The sequence below is a fragment of the Streptomyces sp. NPDC041068 genome, from assembly GCF_040647455.1.
Lineage (GTDB): Bacteria > Actinomycetota > Actinomycetes > Streptomycetales > Streptomycetaceae > Streptomyces.
The window spans coordinates 49,549-69,594 of the sequence record NZ_JBEZCG010000025.1; the positions used below are offsets into that span (position 1 = coordinate 49,549).

At 70.4% G+C, this 20,046-nt stretch carries 18 protein-coding genes; 13 read left to right on the forward strand and 5 right to left on the reverse strand.

The genetic code is table 11. The features are described 5' to 3' along the window. Positions 1-113: 113 nt before the first annotated feature. Genes AB0B50_RS39920 through AB0B50_RS39930 form a run of 3 tightly spaced genes read right to left on the reverse strand, consistent with a single transcriptional unit; the run spans position 114 to position 3,213 of the window. On the reverse strand, positions 114-1,343 hold the full coding sequence (locus AB0B50_RS39920; RefSeq protein ID WP_362341390.1) for an FAD-dependent monooxygenase: 1,230 nt from the start codon (positions 1,341-1,343) through the stop codon (positions 114-116). Positions 1,344-1,375: 32 nt separating this feature from the next. Then, positions 1,376-1,999, reverse strand: a complete 624-nt coding sequence (locus AB0B50_RS39925) for a peptidase (RefSeq protein ID WP_362341393.1) — start codon at positions 1,997-1,999, stop codon at positions 1,376-1,378. A 2-nt stretch (positions 2,000-2,001) separates the two neighbouring features. Continuing rightward, complete coding sequence (locus tag AB0B50_RS39930) at positions 2,002-3,213, reverse strand: pyridoxal phosphate-dependent aminotransferase (RefSeq protein WP_362341396.1); 1,212 nt, start codon at positions 3,211-3,213, stop codon at positions 2,002-2,004. Positions 3,214-3,297: 84 nt separating this feature from the next. On the opposite strand from AB0B50_RS39930, the gene AB0B50_RS39935 reads away from it, so the two are divergent. The 11 genes from AB0B50_RS39935 to AB0B50_RS39985 all read left to right on the forward strand — a co-directional run bounded on the left by AB0B50_RS39935 (position 3,298) and on the right by AB0B50_RS39985 (position 16,025). Further along, on the forward strand, positions 3,298-3,957 hold the full coding sequence (locus AB0B50_RS39935) for a helix-turn-helix domain-containing protein (RefSeq protein WP_362341398.1): 660 nt from the start codon (positions 3,298-3,300) through the stop codon (positions 3,955-3,957). A 236-nt stretch (positions 3,958-4,193) separates the two neighbouring features. Then, positions 4,194-5,177 carry a LysR family transcriptional regulator gene (locus tag AB0B50_RS39940; protein WP_362341401.1) on the forward strand — a complete coding sequence of 328 codons (984 nt, stop codon included), beginning with the start codon at positions 4,194-4,196 and terminating at the stop codon, positions 5,175-5,177. Between the two features lie 609 nt (positions 5,178-5,786). Further along, on the forward strand, positions 5,787-6,920 hold the full coding sequence (locus AB0B50_RS39945) for a M28 family peptidase (RefSeq protein WP_362341403.1): 1,134 nt from the start codon (positions 5,787-5,789) through the stop codon (positions 6,918-6,920). Continuing rightward, positions 6,913-7,371 (forward strand): NUDIX domain-containing protein, encoded by a 459-nt coding sequence (locus AB0B50_RS39950; protein WP_362341406.1) that lies wholly within the window; start codon positions 6,913-6,915, stop codon positions 7,369-7,371. Before AB0B50_RS39945 ends, AB0B50_RS39950 begins: the two co-directional genes overlap by 8 nt. 81 nt (positions 7,372-7,452) lie before the next feature. Beyond that, positions 7,453-8,469 carry a Gfo/Idh/MocA family oxidoreductase gene (locus tag AB0B50_RS39955; RefSeq protein WP_362341409.1) on the forward strand — a complete coding sequence of 339 codons (1,017 nt, stop codon included), beginning with the start codon at positions 7,453-7,455 and terminating at the stop codon, positions 8,467-8,469. Positions 8,470-8,589: 120 nt separating this feature from the next. Then, entirely contained in the window at positions 8,590-10,935 is a 2,346-nt protein-coding gene (locus tag AB0B50_RS39960; RefSeq protein WP_362341410.1) for a hypothetical protein, read from the forward strand. Positions 10,936-11,044: 109 nt separating this feature from the next. Then, on the forward strand, positions 11,045-12,328 hold the full coding sequence (locus tag AB0B50_RS39965) for a DegT/DnrJ/EryC1/StrS family aminotransferase (protein ID WP_362341413.1): 1,284 nt from the start codon (positions 11,045-11,047) through the stop codon (positions 12,326-12,328). Positions 12,329-12,401: 73 nt separating this feature from the next. Further along, the gene (locus tag AB0B50_RS39970) at positions 12,402-13,091 is read left to right on the forward strand and encodes a methyltransferase (protein ID WP_362341416.1); all 690 of its coding nucleotides are present in this window, start codon (positions 12,402-12,404) and stop codon (positions 13,089-13,091) included. A gap of 62 nt (positions 13,092-13,153) precedes the next feature. Then, a complete protein-coding gene (gene hisN, locus AB0B50_RS39975; RefSeq protein WP_362341418.1) occupies positions 13,154-14,032 on the forward strand; it encodes a histidinol-phosphatase in 879 nt (292 codons plus the stop codon). Positions 14,033-14,139: 107 nt separating this feature from the next. Further along, positions 14,140-14,742: a GNAT family N-acetyltransferase gene (locus tag AB0B50_RS39980; RefSeq protein WP_362341420.1), complete on the forward strand. Its 603-nt coding sequence runs from the start codon at positions 14,140-14,142 to the stop codon at positions 14,740-14,742. 137 nt (positions 14,743-14,879) lie between these two features. Beyond that, positions 14,880-16,025: a methyltransferase gene (locus AB0B50_RS39985; RefSeq protein WP_362341423.1), complete on the forward strand. Its 1,146-nt coding sequence runs from the start codon at positions 14,880-14,882 to the stop codon at positions 16,023-16,025. On the opposite strand, the gene AB0B50_RS39990 is transcribed toward AB0B50_RS39985, so the two are convergent. Then, a complete protein-coding gene (locus AB0B50_RS39990; RefSeq protein ID WP_362341426.1) occupies positions 16,022-17,482 on the reverse strand; it encodes an MFS transporter in 1,461 nt (486 codons plus the stop codon). The two genes, AB0B50_RS39985 and AB0B50_RS39990, sit on opposite strands and share 4 nt — an antisense overlap. Before the next feature lie 144 nt (positions 17,483-17,626). On the opposite strand from AB0B50_RS39990, the gene AB0B50_RS39995 reads away from it, so the two are divergent. Then, complete coding sequence (locus tag AB0B50_RS39995; protein ID WP_362341429.1) at positions 17,627-18,367, forward strand: pentapeptide repeat-containing protein; 741 nt, start codon at positions 17,627-17,629, stop codon at positions 18,365-18,367. A 43-nt stretch (positions 18,368-18,410) separates the two neighbouring features. After that, a complete protein-coding gene (locus AB0B50_RS40000) occupies positions 18,411-19,322 on the forward strand; it encodes a HipA family kinase (RefSeq protein WP_362341431.1) in 912 nt (303 codons plus the stop codon). A gap of 365 nt (positions 19,323-19,687) precedes the next feature. On the opposite strand, the gene AB0B50_RS40005 is transcribed toward AB0B50_RS40000, so the two are convergent. Further along, on the reverse strand, positions 19,688-20,023 hold the full coding sequence (locus AB0B50_RS40005) for a hypothetical protein (protein ID WP_362341434.1): 336 nt from the start codon (positions 20,021-20,023) through the stop codon (positions 19,688-19,690). Between the last annotated feature and the right edge of the window lie 23 nt (positions 20,024-20,046).

A 20,046-nucleotide genomic window follows, 5' to 3' on the forward strand; every position in this document is an offset into this window, starting at 1 on the left:
ACGCACGGGCCGCGCCCCTTCGGGGCGCGGGGCCGCAACATCTGGGCTCCGCCGCGCGGGCGCGACCAGCCACGAACGGCCCGCAGACCTCTGAGGTCCTCCCGGACCTGTCCTCAGCGTTTCAGCTCCCGGCCCCCGAACGCCCCCGTCCCGTCGGCCCTCTTCCACCACGCCTCCAACGACGCCTGGTCCATGGCCCCCCACTCCGGTGTCGCCTGAACGAGCGCACCGCCGAGCCGCCGCCCCAGGTCCACCATCGAGCGACCCGAGATCGTGCGGTCGGTGTCGTACGTGTCCAGGGCCTCCGCCCAGGTGTCCGCCGTGGCGAGCGCGGACTCCAGGACCGTGGCGTCCTGCAGCGCCTTGACCGCGCCCGCGCCGGTGTGCGGTCGCGCCACCGCCGCCGCGTCGCCGACGAGCAGGACGCGGTCGGCGGTGCAGCGGGGCGTGGTGAAGTCGTACATGGGCTGGAGGAGGAGCTCGGCAGGCGCCGTCTCGTGGAGCAGCGCGCCCCAGTAGGGCGGGAGGAGATCGTCTGCGACGTACGCGAGATGGGTGGAGAGCGCCTCCGTGAGCCCACCGGGCGGCAGGCTCGTGGGCCCGGTGAGCCGCAGGTCGAGGCCGAGCCCGAGGTCGAGGTCGGCGGGCGGCGCGGTGTAGAGGACCCAGTTGACGCGGTGGCCGCCCGCGCCGTCGGGGATGCGGTAGATGATGACGTGGCCGCCGGGGAAGACGGCGTACACGCAGTCCTCCTCCGCCCACAGCTCCGGATCGCTCAACCGGGCCTCGGGGAACGCGCCGCGCCAGGCGAGATACCCGGCGTAGGCCGGCCGGACGTCGCCGAACGCGGCCGCCCGCGCCACCGACCGGTAGCCGTCCGCGCCGATGACGAGGTCGAAGTGCTCGCTGCCGCCCGCGGTGTCGACCCGTACGCCGTCCGGGCCCGGCCGCAGCGCCTCCACGGGGGTGCCGGACCGGAAGGCGGTGGCCTTGGGGATACGGCTTCTCAACTCCCGCCACAGGGGACCCCAGTTGTACGTACGGAAGGGGAACGGCATCGCGCCGATCTCCCGTCCGACGGGAGTGGCCGCGGAGTCGTCCCGCACATACCACCGTCGGCGCACTATCTGCACCCACGGCATGCCCGCGTCCATGTACCCGGCCGACTCCAGCTCCGCGTAACGGGAGTTGTGCACGGCGAGCCCCACGCCGCGGTCCGCCAGATCGCCCGCGGCGCGCTCGTAGACGGTGATCTCGTCCGCACCCCCGCGGTGCGCGGCCAGCGCCGCGGCGCACCCGGCGATGCTGCCGCCGACGACGGCGACCTTGCCTCCACGCATCATCGGGCCATCCTGGCAGCGAGAGTGACTGTCTGTCAGCGCAGTGACACTCCGCGTCCGGCGAAGAAGGGCTCGAACTCGTCGGCGGTCAGCGCCGCGGTCCTGGTCGCCGCGTCGATGCCCGAGGGGTTGTGGAAGTGCAGGCGCCCGTCGGGCGTGCGCGCGGTGAGCAGGACCAGGTGGCCGCCGCGGCCGGGGGAGGGGCGGTGCGGGCGGCGGATCTCGTAGTGCACGGAGGCGATGACCTGCCGTCCCTCGTCGAGGAGCGCGCCGATCTCGTCCACGGAGAGGTGGCGGTGGACGGTGGCGTCGACGCCGTGCTCCTCTCGGGCGTACTCGGCGAAGGGGGCGTAAATCATTCCCCGGATCACGCCGCCCTCCTCCGTGTACGCGCCGTACTTCAGCGCGCCGTCGCGCAGTTGGAACAGGGTGGGCGAGGACGCGCCGAGCGCCATGCGGAAGCAGGTCAGGCCGCACAGGTGCCCGCACCAGCGCGCGTAGTCGTCGAGGGTCACCGCGCCCGAGGTGCGCCAGGCCGGGTCTGCCGCGCGGTCGAAGTCCTCGTACACGATGGGCCCGACGAGCTCGGGCGAGGCGAACTGTGTGTGGACGGGCCGCCCGCAGTCGGCGCAGGGCGGCACAGTGCTTCCGTGATGCATGGTCACTGACGGTACCCGCTCAGAAAGCGGCCGATGCGGCTGATCGCCGCGTCCAGGTCGTCGGCGTGGGGAAGGGTGAGGATGCGGAAGTGGTCGGGGCGGGCCCAGTTGAAACCCGTGCCCTGGACGACCTGGATCTTCTCCTGGAGGAGGAGGTCGAGCACGAACTTCTCGTCGTCGTGGATCGGGTGGACCTTCGGGTCGAGCCGCGGGAACGCGTACAGCGCGCCCTTCGGCTTCACGCAGCTGACCCCGGGGATCTCGTTGAGCTTCTCCCAGGCCTTGTCGCGCTGTTCGTGCAACCGCCCGCCGGGCGCGGTCAGTTCACGGATGGACTGGCGGCCGCCGAGCGCGGCCTGAATGGCGTACTGCGCGGGGGCGTTGGGGCACAGGCGCATGGAGGCGAGCATCGTCAGACCCTCCAGGTAGTTCTTGGCGTGCTGCTGCGGACCGGTGACGACCATCCATCCGGACCGGAAACCGGCCACCCGATACGTCTTGGAAAGACCGCAGAAGGTGAGGACGACCAGATCGGGCGCGAGGGCGGCGACGCTGTGGTGCACGGCGTCGTCGTACAGGATCTGGTCGTAGATCTCGTCGGCGAAGACCATCAGGCCGTGCCGCCGGGCGAGGTCGAGGATGCCCTCCAGGATCTCCTTCGGATAGACCGCGCCCGTGGGGTTGTTGGGGTTGATGATCACGACGGCCTTGGTCCGGTCCGTGATCTTCGAGGCCATGTCGTCGAGGTCGGGGTACCAGTCCGCCGACTCGTCGCACACGTAGTGGACGGCCTTGCCTCCGGAGAGGGTCGTCACGGCGGTCCACAGCGGGAAGTCGGGCGCCGGGATGAGGACTTCGTCGCCGTCCTCCAGGAGGGCCTGCACCGCCATGGTGACCAGCTCGGACACGCCGTTGCCGAGGAAGACGTCGTCCACGGAGACGTCGTCCAGGCCGAGCGCCTGATAGCGCTGGGCGACCGCGCGCCGGGCGGAGAGGATGCCGCGCGAGTCCGTGTAGCCGTGCGCGGTGGGGAGCATCCGGATCATGTCCTGGACGATCTCCTCGGGCGCCTCGAAGCCGAAGAGCGCGGGGTTGCCGGTGTTGAGGCGCAGGACGCTGTGGCCCGCCTCCTCCAGGGCGTTGGCGTGCTCGATGACGGGGCCCCGGATCTCGTAACAGACCTCGCTGAGCTTGCTCGACTGCCGGAACTCCATGCGGTGCGCCTCCCGTGACGTGTGTTACTTGGTTTTACCAAGCCGCCGCTTGGAAAGTCCAACAACTTGCCTAGACTATGTCGCATGCCACCTCAGCCGCCCCGGCAAAGCGCCCGGTCCCGCCGAAGCTACGACCAGTACTGCGCCGCCGCCCGAGGCCTCGACGCCGTGGGTGACCGCTGGACCCTCCTGATCGTCCGGGAGCTGCTCGCGGGGCCCCGCCGCTACACCGATCTGCACGCGGACCTGCCGGGCGTCAGCACGGACGTCCTGGCCTCGCGCTTGAAGGACATGGAGCAGCAAGGCCTGTCCACGCGCCGCCGCCTGCCCCCGCCCTCGGCCGCGTACGTCTATGAACTCACCGACAGGGGGCGGGAGTTGCTGCCCGTCCTGAAGGCCCTCGCCGCCTGGGGCGCCCCCGCCCTCGACGAGCGCAGGCCCACGGACGCGGTGCGCGCGCACTGGTTCGCGCTACCGCTGCTGCGCTCCCTCTCGGGGGCCGGGGCCGAAGGTCTCGTCCACGTCCGGCTGGCCGAGGGGGAGTTCCACGTACGCGTAGGGGGAGAGGGGGAGTCCTACGGCGAGGGTCCGGCCCCCGATGTCCCCGAGGTGCGCCTGACGCTGGACGCGGAGACGTGCGTGGCGGTGAGCAGGGGGGAACTGACCGTGGGCGAAGGCGTGCGAACGGGCCGGATCGACCTCGCGGGCGAGGGAGTCCTGGCGAAGGCGCTGCTGGCGACCTGAGGGGACGGGGGCGCTGCCCGCGATCCGAGGGGGCGCGGGGCGCTGCTCGCGTCCCGCGGAGGTACTGCTCGTGCCCCGCGAAGGCGCCGCTCGTGCCCCGCGAAGGCGCCGCTCGTGTGCGCGTGAGTGTTTCGTCCGCGATGTGAGAACGGCTGCCCGCGATCCGAGAAGTTCCTGGGCGGAGGCTGTTGCGACCCGGTTGACAACTGCTGCTTGCTGATCGACAGTTGGTGATTGTGGATCTGGACCTGGCGCTGGTGCGATCGTTCGCGATCACCGCGGAAGAGCTGCACTTCCGGCGCGCGGCCGAGCGGCTCTTCATCACGCAGCAGGCGCTGTCCCAGCGGATCCGACGTCTCGAACTGCTGCTGGGGGTCTCGCTCTTCGCCCGGGACAACCGCAGCGTCGCGCTCACGGAGGAAGGTCAGCGGTTCCTGGCACCGGCCCGCCGGGTCATGGAGGCCGCCGACGCGGCCGTACAGGCCGTGCAGCCCCGCGAGCGCCGCCCATTGCGGGTCGACGTGGTCGACGGGCGGCTCGCCCCGCTCCAACTGGTCCGCAAACTCCTCGAAGAGGACCCCGAACTGCCGCTGAACCTGAGCATGCGGCAGTCGCTCGTCGCCGCCCTGCCCGCGCTGGCCAGGGACGAGATCGACACGGCGTTCGGCCGGGTCCACGACGTGCAGGGCTGGTCCGCCGAGTTCGCGCACCGCCTCGTGCGCCTGGAGCCGCTGCGGGCACTGGTGCCGCGCACCCATCCGCTGGCCGACCGTGACGAGGTGCGGATCGACGATCTGCGCGGCGGCGGCATCTGGCAGCCGCGCTACGGCGTCGCGTCGGAGTGGGAGCTCTACGTACGCCGCCTGGCCGACTCCTTCGACCTCTCGCTCACCCTGTCCGGGGCGGCGCTGAGCGACGAGCACTTCGTCGAACTCCTGGGAAGCCACGAGGGCATGGCGTGCCTGGCGGGGGCCGACGTCTCGTACGGCTACTCCCCGGAGATCAGGAGCCTCCCCCTCGTCGATCCCACGCCCGTCTATCCGTGGTCGATGGTGTGGCGCAAACAGGCGGGCCATCCGCTCGTCGACCGCCTGGTCGGTCTGGCGAAGCGATCGGCCGGAGATTGGCTGACCCACGCGCCCGAGGACATCTGGCTGCCGGCGCCCGACAGGGCCCTGCTGCTCGGTACGACGGTCGGTGCGGACGCCCTCCGAGGCTGAACAGGCCATCATCACTTGGTCCTTCGCCGGTCGCCTGGCGTGAACTTGATCGTTTGTGCGCGGTGCGGTTCGGGTAAGCGGCCGCGCCGATGGCCCGGTACGGGGCCCTCGGGGCCCGTTGCACCCCCTTTCCAAAACATCTCCTGATCACTGTGTCAAGTCGCACCTGCGCCGTCCGGATTTCGGCGCCGCTGTTTGCGACCCTTTGGGACGCAGGTATTGCCGAGGTAATGTGCTGGTCGGTAAATGCGAACTCGCAGAAGAACTACCGGACATGGGGGAAACGTGCTCCACCGGATCAAGGGAAAGAGGTCGATGACCGCAGGCGCGGTCGGCGTTCTCTTTCTCGCGCAGCTCGTAAGTAGTTCCTCTTCGGCTGCGGCGGGGGAATCCGAGGTAACCCCGCCGCCCATCTCCCAGGATCGGGTCGAAAAGCATCTGACGCAGTTCGAGCGCATTGCGGACGCGCACGGCGGTGACCGGGCATCCGGCACGCAAGGTTATGCGGAATCGGTCGATTACACCGAAAAGCTGCTCAAGGGCGCGGGCTACGCGACTCAGCGACAGAAATTCCCTTTCCTCTACACCAGGACGCTCGAGGAAAAGCTGGTGCTGCAGGACGGCAGCACTCCCGGCGTCGTGGTCAGCGGCTACTCGCCCTCGACTCCTCAAGGCGGCCTGACGGCACGGCCGGTGACGCCGGGCGGGGACGCCGAGCGGCGCCAGGGCTGCCGTCCCGGCGCGTACGACGGAGTGCCGGCCACCGGGCGTATCGCGCTCGTCGACGCGGGCGGCTGCTCCATGGACGACAAGCAGCGCGTGGCGGCCGGCGCCGGCGCAGCCGCGGTCCTCGTGGCCAACACGGGCCCCGGCGAGATGCACACCTGGCTCGCCGACCCCGCCGCGGCCCGCATACCCATCGGCGGCGTCACACAGGAGACCGGCCGCCTCCTCGCCGCCGAGGCACAGGCCGGACGCACCGTCCAGGTCACCCTGCGCTCGCTCACCGAGCGCCGCACCACCGAGAACCTGATCGCCGTGAGCCCCGGTGGCAACCCCGAGCACACCGTGGTCTCCGGCGCCCACCTCGACTCCGTGCCGGAGGGCCCCGGCATCAACGACAACGGTGTCGCCGCCGCCGTCCTGCTCGAAGGCGCGCTCGCGGCCGCCAAGGGCCACGGCACCCGGCCCGAGGACAACCGGCTGGTGTTCGGCTTCTGGGGCGCCGAGGAATTCGGTCTGCTCGGCTCGCAGCACTACGTCGACACGCTCTCCGCCGAAGAGCGGAAACGCACCAAGCTGTACCTCAACCTGGAGATGATCGGCAGCCCCAATTACGGGCTGTTCACGCTGGATTCCGGCGCCACCGACCCCGTCACGGGACAGCGCCCGGCCCCCGGCTCGGCCGAGATCGAGCGCAAGCTGACCGAGGCGTTCGCCGCCCAGGGCCGCAAGTCCCTGCCGGGCCCCGCCGACGGCCGCTCCGACTACGTGGCGTTTCTGGGCGCCGGCATCCCCACGGGTGGTGTCTACGGCGGCTCGTTCGAGGCCAAGACCGCCGAGCAGGCCGCTCTGTGGGGCGGCGCCGCGGGCCGGCCCTACGACCCCTGCTACCACCTGACGTGCGACAGGACGGCGCAGTACAGCCGCGAGGCGGCGACGCTGCACGGACAGGCTTTCCAGACGGTGCTCACCCACTACTCCCGGCACCGGCTGGGCGAGGGGAGCACTCCGCGTGGGTGACGAGACCGCGCCCCAACTCGTGGTGGGCGCGCTCATCAGCGACCCGCTCGGCCGGATCTTCGTGCAGCGCCGCTCGGCCGACCGACGCCTGTTCCCCGGGTGCTGGGACGTCGTGGGCGGCGCCGTGGAGGACGGCGAGACCCACCACGAGGCCCTGGAGCGCGAGATCGCCGAGGAGACCGGCTGGCGGCTGCGCCGGGTCCTCGCCCGGGTGGTGCACGAGAGCTGGACGGCGGACGGCGTGCGCCACCTGGAGTCGGACTATGTCGTCGAGGTGGACGGTGACCTGTCGTCGCCCACACTCGAGTGGGACAAGCACCCGGAGTTCGCGTGGGTGGCGCCGGAAGACGTCTCCCTGCTCGACGAGAACGTCCGGCTCGGTGGCGGCACCTTCATCAAGGACATGGTGACCGCCGGACACGACTGGCTCGCCGCGTCCGTGCGCGGCTGAGCGCCCGCGGTCGTCCTCGACTTCGTCTTCCTTTTCGTCTTCGTCATCGGCAGATGCAATTACACGAGGGGGATGTTCTGCATGTCCACTTTTTCACCGAAGCGTGCGCAACCGCGGCTGCGGGCCCTGATGGTCGGATTCGCGGGCCACCAGGGAAAGGAGTACTTACCGGTCGTGCGGGAGTACGCCGATATCGTCGGGGGCGTCGATGTCGCCCCCGATGCGGCGGCGCTCGCCGATGACTTGGGATTTCCGCGCTTCACCGGAATCGGTGAGGCACTGAAGCGGGTCGACTTCGATGTCGCGATGGTCACCGTGCCGCACAGCGAACATTTTCCGCTGTGCAAGGAACTGCTTCTGCATGGTAAACACATCGTCAAGGAGAAGCCGTTCGCGGTCACCGAGGAAGAAGCCCAGGAGCTGATAGAGCTCGCCGAAGGGGCGGACCGCAGCGTTTATACGCTGCTCCAGCGCAATTTCAACCCGGTGTTCCAGTTCGCGCGAAGGAACCTGGCCCGCATCGGGGACCCGTACTGGTTCTCGTACGACTACCACTTCAACCTGGCGCAGCCGACGAGTGGTTGGCGCGCCTCCCGAGAGCAGGCGCTCGGCGGGGTGCTGCTCGACATGGGCTACCACCTCATCGACGTACTCAGCGGGATGTTCCCCGAACCGACCCGGGTGAACGCCGCCTTCGTCCACCACTACCAGGAGATGCGCGACCGGCATCTGGAGGACCTGGTCAGCCTCATGTGCAGCTATCCGTCGCCGACCCTGTCCGGCTCGCTGCGCATCTCCCGGCACAACCACGAGAAGTCCGAACGCCTCTGCGTCCTCGGCACCGGGGGCGCGCTGAACGTCGAGCCCCACGCCGCCACCGTGCACTCCACCGGCGGCCGGCTCATCGAGCGCTTCACGCTGCCCGGACCCAAGACCGACGCGGTACGCGCCATGATCGCCCACTACCTCGGACACCTGGACGACCGTGAGGTCCGTGACGACCACTTCCGCCGGCAACTCACCACCGTGCGCGTGATCGACGGGATCTACCGGGAGCGGTCAAGGGAGCGGAACGAACTCGCCGACCGGCCCACCTGATCTCTCGCCGATCGGACCACTTGATCGCTTGCCGACCGGTCCACTTGATCTCTCGCCGATCGGTCCACCTGATCCGCCGTCCTCACCGTCCTCACCGTCCCGAGGCACCTGGAGAGAAACGTGACGTTAAGCATCACTCTGACGCGCACACCGGGGGAGTATCTCGCCGCGGCCCTGGACCGCCCCGCCACCGCACCGCAGGCCGTTCCCGTGCTCGACCCCGCGGACCGCCATGTGTGGCCCCGCAGGATCGCCGCACGCCTCGGCCTGCCGCTGACCACCGCCGACGATCCGGACACGACCCACGCCCTCGCGTCCAGCGGTCCCGCGTCCGCCGATGCCGCGTCCGGCGACGGTGACGTCCTCCTGGGCGCCGCCCTCACCGAACTGCGGGCAGGCCGCGACGAGCACCTCGTCGTCGCGATCGCCCACGGCGACGACCACGCCTTCGCCCACCCGGCGGCCGTCTACGCCCTCGCCAAGCGCGCCCGGTTCCTGCCGGCCGCGAACGAGGACGACATCCACCGAACCATCAAGGCCGCGGCGCCCCGCTTCCTCACCCTCGTCGGCCCCGCCCGGCTGCTCGACTTCGGCCTCACCACACGGATACGGGCCCGCTTCCCCGCGCTCGACCTGGGCGTCCTGTACGCGCACAGCCCCGCCAAACTCAGCGAACTCGTCCTCAAGACACTCGTCTACCCGCAGGCCCCGGCCGCCGCGGACGTGCTGATCGCCCCCCTCCTCAAGGGCGACGAACCGCTGCGCAACGGCAAGTTGACCGTCTACCCGCAGGACGCCGTCGACGCCGCGGACTTCACCCGGCCCCTCCCCGGGCGCGGCGCGGACAGCGGCGCCGACAGCGACACCGAAGCTCAGGCCTCTGCCGAACAAGGCCCCATGCACCGCCTGTTCAGCGTCATCACCCACGGCAGCGAGGACTACCTGCGGCTCACCTCGCAGGACATCCTGTGCGGCCTCACCCCCGACCCCGCCGAACAGGCCGCGGCACGGCGGGAGTCACGCACCCTGCCCGCCTGCATGCACGGCGGCGACTGCGTCTACCCCGACGCGCGCCGCTGGGACCCGTCCGGCATCCCCGCCCAGGTCGTCTTCGCCAACGCCTGCCTCACCCTGAAGCTCGGCACCCAGCTCTTCGGCAACCACAATCGCTTCACCGTCGCCCAGCGCTTCCTCGACTCCTGGGCGGGCACCTACATCGCCAGCCCGCTGCTCAAGGACGGCACCCCCGGCGAGAACCTGCTCTTCCACTACCTGCTCGACGAGGGCGGCAGCGTCGGCGGCGCGGTCCGCCAGGTCAACGACAGCCTGCGGCGCTGGGGCATCGACGCCCCCGAAGTGCTCGTCATCGGCGACCCGGAGGCCCGCTACGCCCCCGCCGCGGACCAGCCGTCGCCGGACGCGGTGACCTGCCAGGAGGAGCCCGGTCGGGCCGAGATCACCTTCGAGGGGCAGGTGCCCGCCTTCACCCGTGTCCCCCTCAAGGATCCCGACCTGCGCGAGGCCCACCGCGGCGGACAGCTGCGCATGGTCCCCGCCCGGCCGTTCGGCGGCAAGCTGCCCCTGTACGGCACGTTCGGCGAGAGCGCCGACGGCGAACTGTCCGCGCTGGTCTTCGGGTTCCAGGAGCGCGGGCTCACCGGCACCGAGACCTCGCGCACCCTCACCGTCGCCCCGCGGCGGCCGGCCGCGGCCGACCGCATCGTGCGCGCCGTGGAGCGTTACGAGAACCTCGCCGCACTCGACATCAAGCTCGACAAGACCCGGTCGGTGCTCACCGACACGGCCAACAGCCTGCCCGCCGTGGCCCGCAGGACCAAGGACCACATCGCGGACCTGACCCAGTCCGAACCGCTGCACCGGGCCACCGAGCGCATCCTCGCCAACTGCGCCCGCCTCGACCGGCACCTGCTCGACACCCTGCTGCGCCTCACCGAGACCCGCGAGTACCACTTCGTGGAGGCGTACCGGCCCACGTACGCCGTCGAAGAGGTCCGCAGCCCGTACGGCGAGTGCGTCTACTGCGGCGAGGCAACCCACCGCTACACCAGCGCCCATGTGCTGCGCCCGTGGCTGCGCCGCCACCTCATCAGCTGCCCGGTGTGCGGCGCCACCCAGGACACCGAGGACACCACGGTGAGCCTCGCCATCGAAGGGGACGCCGTCCTCACGCCCGACAGCACGACCTCGCTGCGGGCCCGGATCACCAACGACGGTGACCAGGACCTCGACGTACTCCTCGGGGCCCGGATCACCCGAGGCAAGCCGCACGGCTTCCGATTCGCCCTGGGCCCCGACCGGTTGACCGTCCCCGCGGGCTCCACCGCCACCTCCGAACTGACCGTCACCACTGGCCGGCCGACGTCCCTGCACGCCATGCTCCTGCGCTTCTACGCCGTGGGCCTCGGGCGCATCGACTTCGCGGGCCGCGACCTGCGCTTCCGCTGACCGAGGCAACGTCCCACGCACTGCTGCCGCTTTCCACGCACCGCAGCAACTCTCACGCACCGCAGCAACTCCCATGCACCACAGCCAATCCCCACGCCAGGAAGGACCCATGACCACCGCAGACAAGCTCGCCCTGCTCGGCGGCGCCCCCGCCATCGACCGGCCGCTTCCCCACGAGATCTGGCCGCCCCGCGCGGACGAGGCCGAACTGGCCGCGCTCACCGAGCAGCGTCAGACCGACATCTCGATCAAGGGAAACAGCGGCCCCATCGGCCAACTGGAAGCCGAATTCCTCGACTTCCTCGACCGCGGCGTCCGCTACGCCGTCACCTTCAACTCCGGCACCAGCGCCCTGCTCGCCGCCTACTTCGCACTCGGCGTACGCGAAGGCGTCGAGGTGGTGGGCCCCGCGCTGACCTACCACGCCGCGCTCAGCCCCGTCTTCGCCTTGCGCGGCGACGTGGTCCTCGCCGACATCGACCCTGTCGGCCGAGGTCTTGACCCCAAGGCACTGGAAGCGGCGATCACCGAGAACACCAAGGTGGTCACGGTCGTCCATCAGTGGGGCCACCCCTGCGACATGGACGCGATCCTGCCGATCGCCGAGCGCCACGGGCTGCGCGTCCTGGAGGACTGCTCCCATGCCCACGGCAGCCGCTACAAGGGCAAGCCGGTCGGCACCTTCGGCGACGCCGCGGTCTTCTCCCTCCAGGCCAACAAGGCCGTCTACGCGGGAGAGGGCGGCATCCTCGTCACCGACGACGCGCAGGTGCAGGACCGCGCCACGCTCCTCGGCCACTACCGGGACCGCTCCCGGGACGCGGTCGTCGACGAGGGGCTGCGCTCGCACTGGGTCACCGGTTTCGGCCTGAAGCTGCGGATGTCGCCGTTCAACGCGGTCGTCGCCCGGCACGCGCTCGCCGCCTTCCCCGCCCGCATGGAGGCCAGGCACCGCTGCCTGAACCACTTCGGCGAACTTCTGCGCGAGGTGGACTACTTGGAGCCCATCACCGTCCCCGACCACATCGACATGGGCGCCTGGTACGGCTACAAGCCCCTCTACCGGCCCGAGGCGCTCGGCGGTGTCCCGCGCTCCGTACTCATCGACGCGCTGCGGGCCGAGGGCATGGAGGTCGGGGCGCCGTCAGGACCCCAGCTGTCCACCCTGCCGCTGTACGCACGGGCGGAGAACCCCCTCTTCCCCGGTACCCCCAAGCGCGCCAACACGCCCGAGGCCGGCTCGCACGCCGCCCATGTCGAGCGGCACGCGCTGTCCCTGCCCACCTTCACCGACTGGCCCGAGGACGTGGCGCTGATCGAGGCGTACGCAGAGGCCTTCCGCAAGATCGGACGGCACCGCGATGCCCTGGCCGCCCACGCGGCCTCCCGGTGACGCCCGTACCCCGACTGCTTCCACGATCCCCTCACCACCACGGGACCCGTCACCACCCCAGGAAAGGTCAACCATGACTGTCAAGGAATCCCCCGAGGCCGCTGCCAAGGTTCTCGAGCACGTCATGATCGGAGACGACCTGCCGGACGACTTCTCCCTGCTGGGCCGCGAGTGGATCCTGCACCGCGGCGTCTTCCCCGGCACGCTGACCGCCGCCACCGAGGTCATGGCCTCGATCGTGCCCTACCCCAAGGGCGGCTCCTTCCTGGAGGTCGGCTGCGGCACCGGCGTCATCTCCGTGACGGCCGCGCTGAGCGGATGTAGCGACGTGACGGCGCTGGACATCAACGAGAAGGCGGTGGCCAATACCCGCGCCAACGCCCAGCGGCACGGTGTCGAGGACCGGGTGCGGGTGCTGCACAGCGACCTGTACACGGCCCTCGAGTCCACCGACCGGTTCGACGCGATCTTCTGGAACGTGCCCTGGACGTACGTGGAGGACGGCTTCCCGCTCTCCAGCGACCTGCACTCCGCCGTCTTCGACCCCGGCTACCAGGGCCAGTCCCGGTTCATCTCCGGGGCCCGTGAGCACCTGGCCGACGGCGGCCGGCTGCTGATCGGCACGGCCGACCTGGGCGACCGCGAGCGCATCGACGCCTTCGCCGCCGAGGCCGGGATGACCGTCGAGATGCTGCGCCGCGTACGCCGTATCGAGGTTGTCCGGGTCATGGAGTACCACCTGCTCGAACTGCGCGCCAAGTGAGCCGACCGCCCCGGCGGGCGTTTCCCCCGGCCCGCCGGGGCGGTCCCCGCCCCTTCCACGACATGCGAGGCACCCTCATGCCGGAGCAGGCCGACTCCATGCCGCAACAGGCCGACCCCATGCCGCAGCAGGCCGACCTCGAACTGGCCCTGGAACTCGGCGACATCGCCGACCGCATCACCACCCGCCGCTTTCAGGCACGCGACCTGCGGGTGAGCGAGAAGCCCGACCGCACCCCCGTCACCGACGCGGACACCACCGTCGAGGCGGCCGTACGCGAGGCCCTGTGCGCAGCCCGCCCCGCGGACGACTTCGCGGGGGAGGAGACCGGCGGCGAGGTCACCGCGGGACGCACCTGGATCGTCGACCCCATCGACGGCACCAAGAACTTCCTGCGCGGGGTGCCGGTCTGGGCCACCCTGATCGCCCTCCTGGAGGACGGCCGGCCCACCGTCGGCGTCATCAGCGCGCCCGCCCTGCGTAGCCGCTGGTGGGCTGCGGCCGGGCACGGCGCGTGGCTGCGGCGCGGCTCGCCCGACGCCGATCCGCAGCGGCTGCGCGTCTCCGGCGTGACCCGCCTGGAGAGCGCCTATCTGTCCACCACCAACACCCGTACCTGGGACGCCTTCCACTCGCGCGCGGCGTATCTGCGACTCGCCGACGCCTGCTGGGACGACCGCGCCTTCGGTGACTTCCTGCAGCACTGCATGGTCGCCGAGGGCACGATCGACATCGCGGCCGAACCGGTCGTGAGCCCCTGGGACATCGCTCCCCTGCAGATCCTCGTGGAGGAGGCAGGGGGCCTCTGCACCGACCTGCGCGGCGCGTCGCCGCAGCGGGGGACCGGTGCCCTGTCCGCCAATCCGCAGCTGCACCGGCTCGCCGTGGAGGTCCTCGACGCCTCCGTGACCACGGCGACCGGTGCGGCGACCATTACTTGACCACGGCCATCCCCTGCCCACGGCCATCCCCTGCCCACGGCCATCCCCTGCCCATGGCCATTCCCTGACCACCGCCATCCCTGACCACCACGAGGAGACGACCTTCCATGACCCAGAACAAGCCGACCGTGCGTCCCGCTACCCGCGACGACGTCCCCTCGGCCGTACGCACGCTCGCCGCTGCCTTCGCCGACTACCCCGCCACGCGCCACACCGTCGACCCGGACCGTCACATCGAGCGGGTCACCGAGATCCAGGAGCTGTTCCTCACGCGGGTCGGCCTCGACATCGGCAAGGTCTGGGTCGCGGACGGCGGCGCCGCGGTGGCGGTGTGGACCACGCCGGAGAGCGTCGACGCGGGTGCGGTCTTCGGTGAAATCGGCCCGCGCCTGGCCGAGTTGAGCGGTTCCCGGCTGGCCGCGCAGCAGCAGATGGAAGGCCTCCTCGCGCCCCACCGCCCCACGGAGCCCGCGTGGTTCCTCGCCACCGTCGGCGTCTCGCCCGACCATCAGGGCAAGGGCCTGGGCAGCGCCGTCGTGCGCCCCGGGGTCGAGGCGGCCGAGCGCGCCGGAGTACAGGCCTTCCTGGAGACCTCCGACCCGCGCAACCTCCCCTTCTACGAGCGGCTCGGCTTCACCGTCACCGCCGACGTCGAGATCCCCGACGGCGGCCCGCGCACCTGGTGCATGACGCGCAAGCCGGGGGCCTGATCCGCAAGCCGGGCGCCTGATCCGCAAGCCGGGCGCCCTGCTCCGCGGGCCCGGCGTCCGACCGCCGGGCCCCGCCGCACGACCCACAGCGCCCGACCGAGCCCGACCGAGCCCGACCGAAAGGAGCGCACCACACCATGGCTCCGTCCGAAGCCACCGGGGGCGGCCCCGCCGACCCCGCATCCTCCGTCGTCCCCGAGGCCGAACACCCGGAACACCGCGAGCACTCCGAACACCCCGAACACCCCGAACACGCGGCGCAGTTCGGCGCGCAGGAGCGGATTCTGACGCTCGTCTGGGGCTACATCTCCTCCGAGATCCTGGACCTGGCGACGCGCCTGGACCTGCCCGACCGGATGGGCACGGAGGAACGCGCCGCCACCGAGCTCGCCACCGCCCTGGACACCGACCCCGTCGCCACCCTGCGCCTGCTGCGCGCCTTCGCCTCGCTCGGCCTGGCCGAGGAGACCGGGACGGGACGCTTCCGGCTGACCCCGGCAGGCCACCGGCTCCGCAGCGACGTGCCCGATTCGCTGCACGCCTTCGTCCGCCAGGGCATGGGTGTCTTCCGGCAGGCGTGGTCCCACTTCGACCACAGCATCAGGACCGGCGAACCCGCCTTCGACCAGGTATTCGGCACGGACTTCTTCTCGTACCTGTCCGAACACCCGGAACTCTCGGGCACGTTCACGTCCTCCATGCGCGAGGCCACCCGCACCATGAGCACCGCGCTCGCCAAGGAGCAGGAGTACGACTTCTCGGCGTACGGCACCGTGGTGGACATCGGCGGCGCCGACGGCTCCCTCCTCGCTGCCGTGCTGGGCGCGCACCCCGGCGTCCAGGGCGTGGTCTTCGACTCGCCGGAGGGCGCCCGGGACGCGGCGGCGACGCTGGGCGCGGCAGGGGTGGGGGAGCGCAGCCGCGTCGAGACCGGAGACTTCTTCACGCAAGTCCCCGGCGGCGGCGACCTCTACGTACTCAAGAGCATCCTGCACGACTGGAGCGACGCGCGGTCGGCGGACATCCTGCGGACCGTCAGGGCCGCCATGCCCGCCCACGCCAGGCTGCTGATCGTCGAGGTGCTGCTGCCGGACAAGGTGGACAGCTCCGCGCATCCGCTCGGCTACCTCAGCGACCTGTACATGCTGGTGAACATGGGCGGAAGGGAGCGCAGCGAGCAGGACCTGCGCTCGCTGCTCTCCGACACGGGTTTCCGCACGACGCGGGTCCTCACTCCGCCGGGCCTGACCCCGTTCTCCCTGATCGAGGCGGAACCGGCCTAATCGGCCGTCCTCGCAAGGGGTGTTGCCGTCTTCGTACGGGGGTTGATGAGCACCCAGGCGAGGAGCGCCGTCAGGAGCAGCACCCCGACGGCGAAGGCGATGGCGACGGTGTAGCCGTGCACCGTGCCGTCGACCGTGGCGGCGGGCGAGGTGCCGTGGTCGGACAGGTAGGCGGTGGTGGCGCCGGTCGACACGGTGTTCAGGAGCGCCACGCCCAGTGCGCCGCCGACCTGTTGGGCGCTGTTGACCACGGCCGCCGCGGCCCCCGCCTCGTCCGGGGCCACCTGCGCGGTGGCCGTGTGCATCGCGGGCATCATCATGCAGCCGATGCCGAGCCCGATGAGGATCTGGGCGGGCAGCAGGTGCGTCAGATACACCTGCGGTGTGTCCGCTTCGAGCCGGGTGAGCAGGGCCATGCCGGTCGCGGCGGAGAGCAGCGCGCCCACGATCAGGGTGCGGGGCTGGGTGTGGGGGAGCAGCCGGGCCGCGATGAGCGAGGAGCCCACGGCGATCCCGAGTCCCAGGGGAAGGAAGGCGACGCCGGTCAGGACGGGCGAGTAGTCCAGGATCTCCTGGAGGTAGTACGTCAGGAACAGGAAGAGCCCGAAGAGCCCGATCTGCGGCAGCCCCACGACGAGGAACGAGCCGCCCCGCACCCGATGGGCGACCACGCGGGGCGGCAGCAGCGGATCCCGGACCCGCCGCTCGACGAGAGCGAAGGCCACCAGCATCAGCGCACCGAGCCCGAGCAGCCAGACGACCAGGGGATCCCCCCACCCGTTCTCGGCCTCGACGAAGGCGTAGACGATCGCGACGAGGCCGCCGCAGCCGAGGAGCGTGCCGGGCAGATCGAGCCGCACGGCCTTGCCCACGCTCCGGTCGCGCGGCAGCAACCGGCAGCCGAGCAGGGCGAGGAGCGCGACGGGGGCGTTGACGTACAGGCACCAACGCCAGTCGAGGTACTCGGTCAGCAGCCCGCCGGCCAGCAGTCCCACGGCCGCGCCGCCGCCGCTGACGGCTCCGTAGACCCCGAACGCCTTGCCGCGCTCGGCGGGTTCGGTGAACAGCGTGTTGATGAGCGCGAGCGCGGCGGGAGCTAGGGCCGCGGCGAAGACGCCCTGCAGCGCGCGGGCCGCGAAGAGCGTGCCGGGGTCGGGCGCCGCGCCGCCGAGGAGCGAGGCGAGCCCGAAGCCGAGGATGCCGATCGCGAAGACCCGCCTGCGCCCGAACGCGTCGGCGACCCGGCCGCCGAGCAGCAGAAGACCGCCGAAGGCGAGGGTGTAGGCGGTGATGACCCACTGCCGACTGGCGTCGGACATGCCGAGGTCGCGCTGGACCGAGGGCAGGGCGATATTGACGATGGTCCCGTCGAGGACCACGAGCAACTGCGCCGCCAGGATGACCACGAGCCCCCACCAGCGGCGCACATCCGGTTCCTGACGGGTGGCCGTTTCCATGGACAGCAGCCTCCTGAAAAGCGGTAAGTGGGAAGCGGAAAGAGGAAAGAAGAAAGGGGGAAGAACCCTGACACCCCAGCAAAGAGCGCAAAGGCTGTCCAACAACGGTTGCTCCTCACCCGACAAGGAGCGGTTGTCACGACATTGACAGCCGGACGGTTGCCCCGCAGTCTCACCGAATACACCGCAACAAAGAACACCGAAGATTGGAATCCCCAGATGTCCGGGCAGGTTCGCATCAAGGCGCCCAGCGCCCCTCGGTCGTCACCGGTGCTGCGGCCGGCGGTCCTGCCGCGGGACGACTGGGAGGACGACACCACGCTGAAGGGTGTCGCCTACGACGGAGCGGTCGTCGCCGGGCGGAGCGCGGAGGCGGTGGAGGCGGAGCGGTGCCGCTTCGAGAACACCCGGTTCACCGGCACCGAGCTGCGGCGTTCGGTGCTGTCGGACTCGTACTTCGACACATGTGACTTCGCGCAAGTGCGGGCTCGGGACGTGTCGTTGATCCGCTGCGCCATCACGTCGAGCCGCCTCACGGGCTCCTCGTGGGCGCCCGGCGCATTCCGCGACGTGCGCTTCGACGCCTGCCGCAGCGATCTCGCGCTGTTCAGGTACTCGAAGTTCAACGCGGTTGTGTTCGCCGACTGCAATATGCAGGGCGCGGATTTCCAGAGCGCGGAATTCAACTCCGTACGTTTCGTGAAATGCGACCTGAGGGGTGCGCAGTTCTCGCACGCGAACATGAGGAACGTACGCTTCGAGGGCTGCGACCTCAGTGAGATCAACGGCGCGACGAGCTTCAGGGGCGCGACGGTGCAGGGACCGGGCTCGATGGATCTGGCACTGCTCATCGCGCACGAGACGGGCGTGACGATCGAGGCATAGCACCGCGTCGCTCTCTCAGGAGGTGATTTACACTGCTCACTTCATGAGAACGCTGAGGCAGGTCGCCGCAACCCGCTACGTCGAACCGCTGCGGACCGGTGGCTCCGTCCCCGGCGTCGTCGAGGCCGACGACCTGGGCACGTACGTGGTCAAGTTCACCGGCTCCGCCCAGGGCCGCAAGGCGCTGGTGGCCGAGATCATCGTCGGCGAACTCGCCCGCCACCTCGGCCTGCGCTTCCCCGAGCTGGTCCTGGTCCACTTCGACCCGGCGGTCGCGGCCGACGAACCGCACCAGGAGGTCCAGGACCTGCTGCGCGCGAGCGCGGGCCTCAACCTCGGCATGGACCTGCTGCCGGGTGCGAAGGACTTCACTCCGGACGCCATCGACGTGGACCCGCTGGAGGCGGGCAAGGTCGTCTGGCTCGACGCCCTCACGGCGAACGTCGACCGCACGGTGCACAGTTCGAACCTGATGATCTGGCCGACGTTCGGGACCCGCCCGCCGAAACTGTGGCTGATCGACCACGGCGCGGCCCTGGTCTTCCACCACCGCTGGGGCGCGTCGGAACCGGACAAGGCATACGACTTCCGCCACCACGCCCTGGGCGGCTACGGCCCGGACACGGCCGCGGCCGACCTCGGACTGGCCCCCCTCGTCACGGAGTCGGTCCTCCGCGAGATCGTCGACATGGTCCCGTCCCCCTGGCTGGCCGACGAGCCCGGTTTCACCTCCCCGACCGAGGTCCGCGAGGCCTACGTCACCTACCTCCTGGCCCGAGCCCGCTGCTCGGCGAAGTGGCTCCCGACGGGCTTCCCGACCAGAGGCGAACTGGCGGAGGCGGACGCGAAGCGCGCGGCGGCCACGGAGAAGGGCCGCCCTTCTTGGCTGAAGCGGGTGCCCGATCTGCACGGCAAGCCGCCGGCCGAACAGGACTGGTCGGCGCACCTCGGCTGACGGACTGCCGCAGACCACGGTGGCCCCGCGAGAAGCCTCGCGGGGCCACAAGTGCAGTCCGAGTTACTCCGGCAGAAGTTGCTGAATTACATATGCTTCGGTCACGTTGGACCTATTCCATGTGCCAGGCGCCCAAGAGTTGAGTATCGGGATCCCAGCCTGGAGGAGGTCCCGATGGGTCATTCCACCGGTACCCAGAATCCCGCCATTTTCTCCTGGCCGCACGTACGCCCACAGGCGTTGCATCCTCGTAGCCGAACTCAATCCCGCAGCAGTCACAGATCTCGTGACTTGGGGAAAATCCGTCCTCCCCCCAAGGAGGATCGTCTTGGAGCAGGCCGCAGACTCGGCAGTGAGAATCTCGCTCATCGGGCATTGAAGTAATCCAGGTTTGTCGGGTATCCGTGAGATGTTGGATCCGGCTTGAAGTATGTGCGCGGAACGCCGGATGGGTCCTTGACCCCGAATTCATTTGTCCTCGGATTGAAGCGAAGCACATCGCCATTCGACCTTTCCGGGTCAGGATATTCGGGTCGGCGCTGTCGAGGAAGTTCGTGCCGGCCTTCGATGGTGAGGTTGTAGGTGCGTGCGTGGTCCCGGTACTGGCGGGCCGCCATGACCTTGACCGTCCGGCCGTCGTCCGTGCGCAGGGCCGTGCCCGGCTTGAGGTCTCCTGCCTCTACCCATTTCTTCTGGTTCACCGACCAGAAGGGGCGCTCGTACG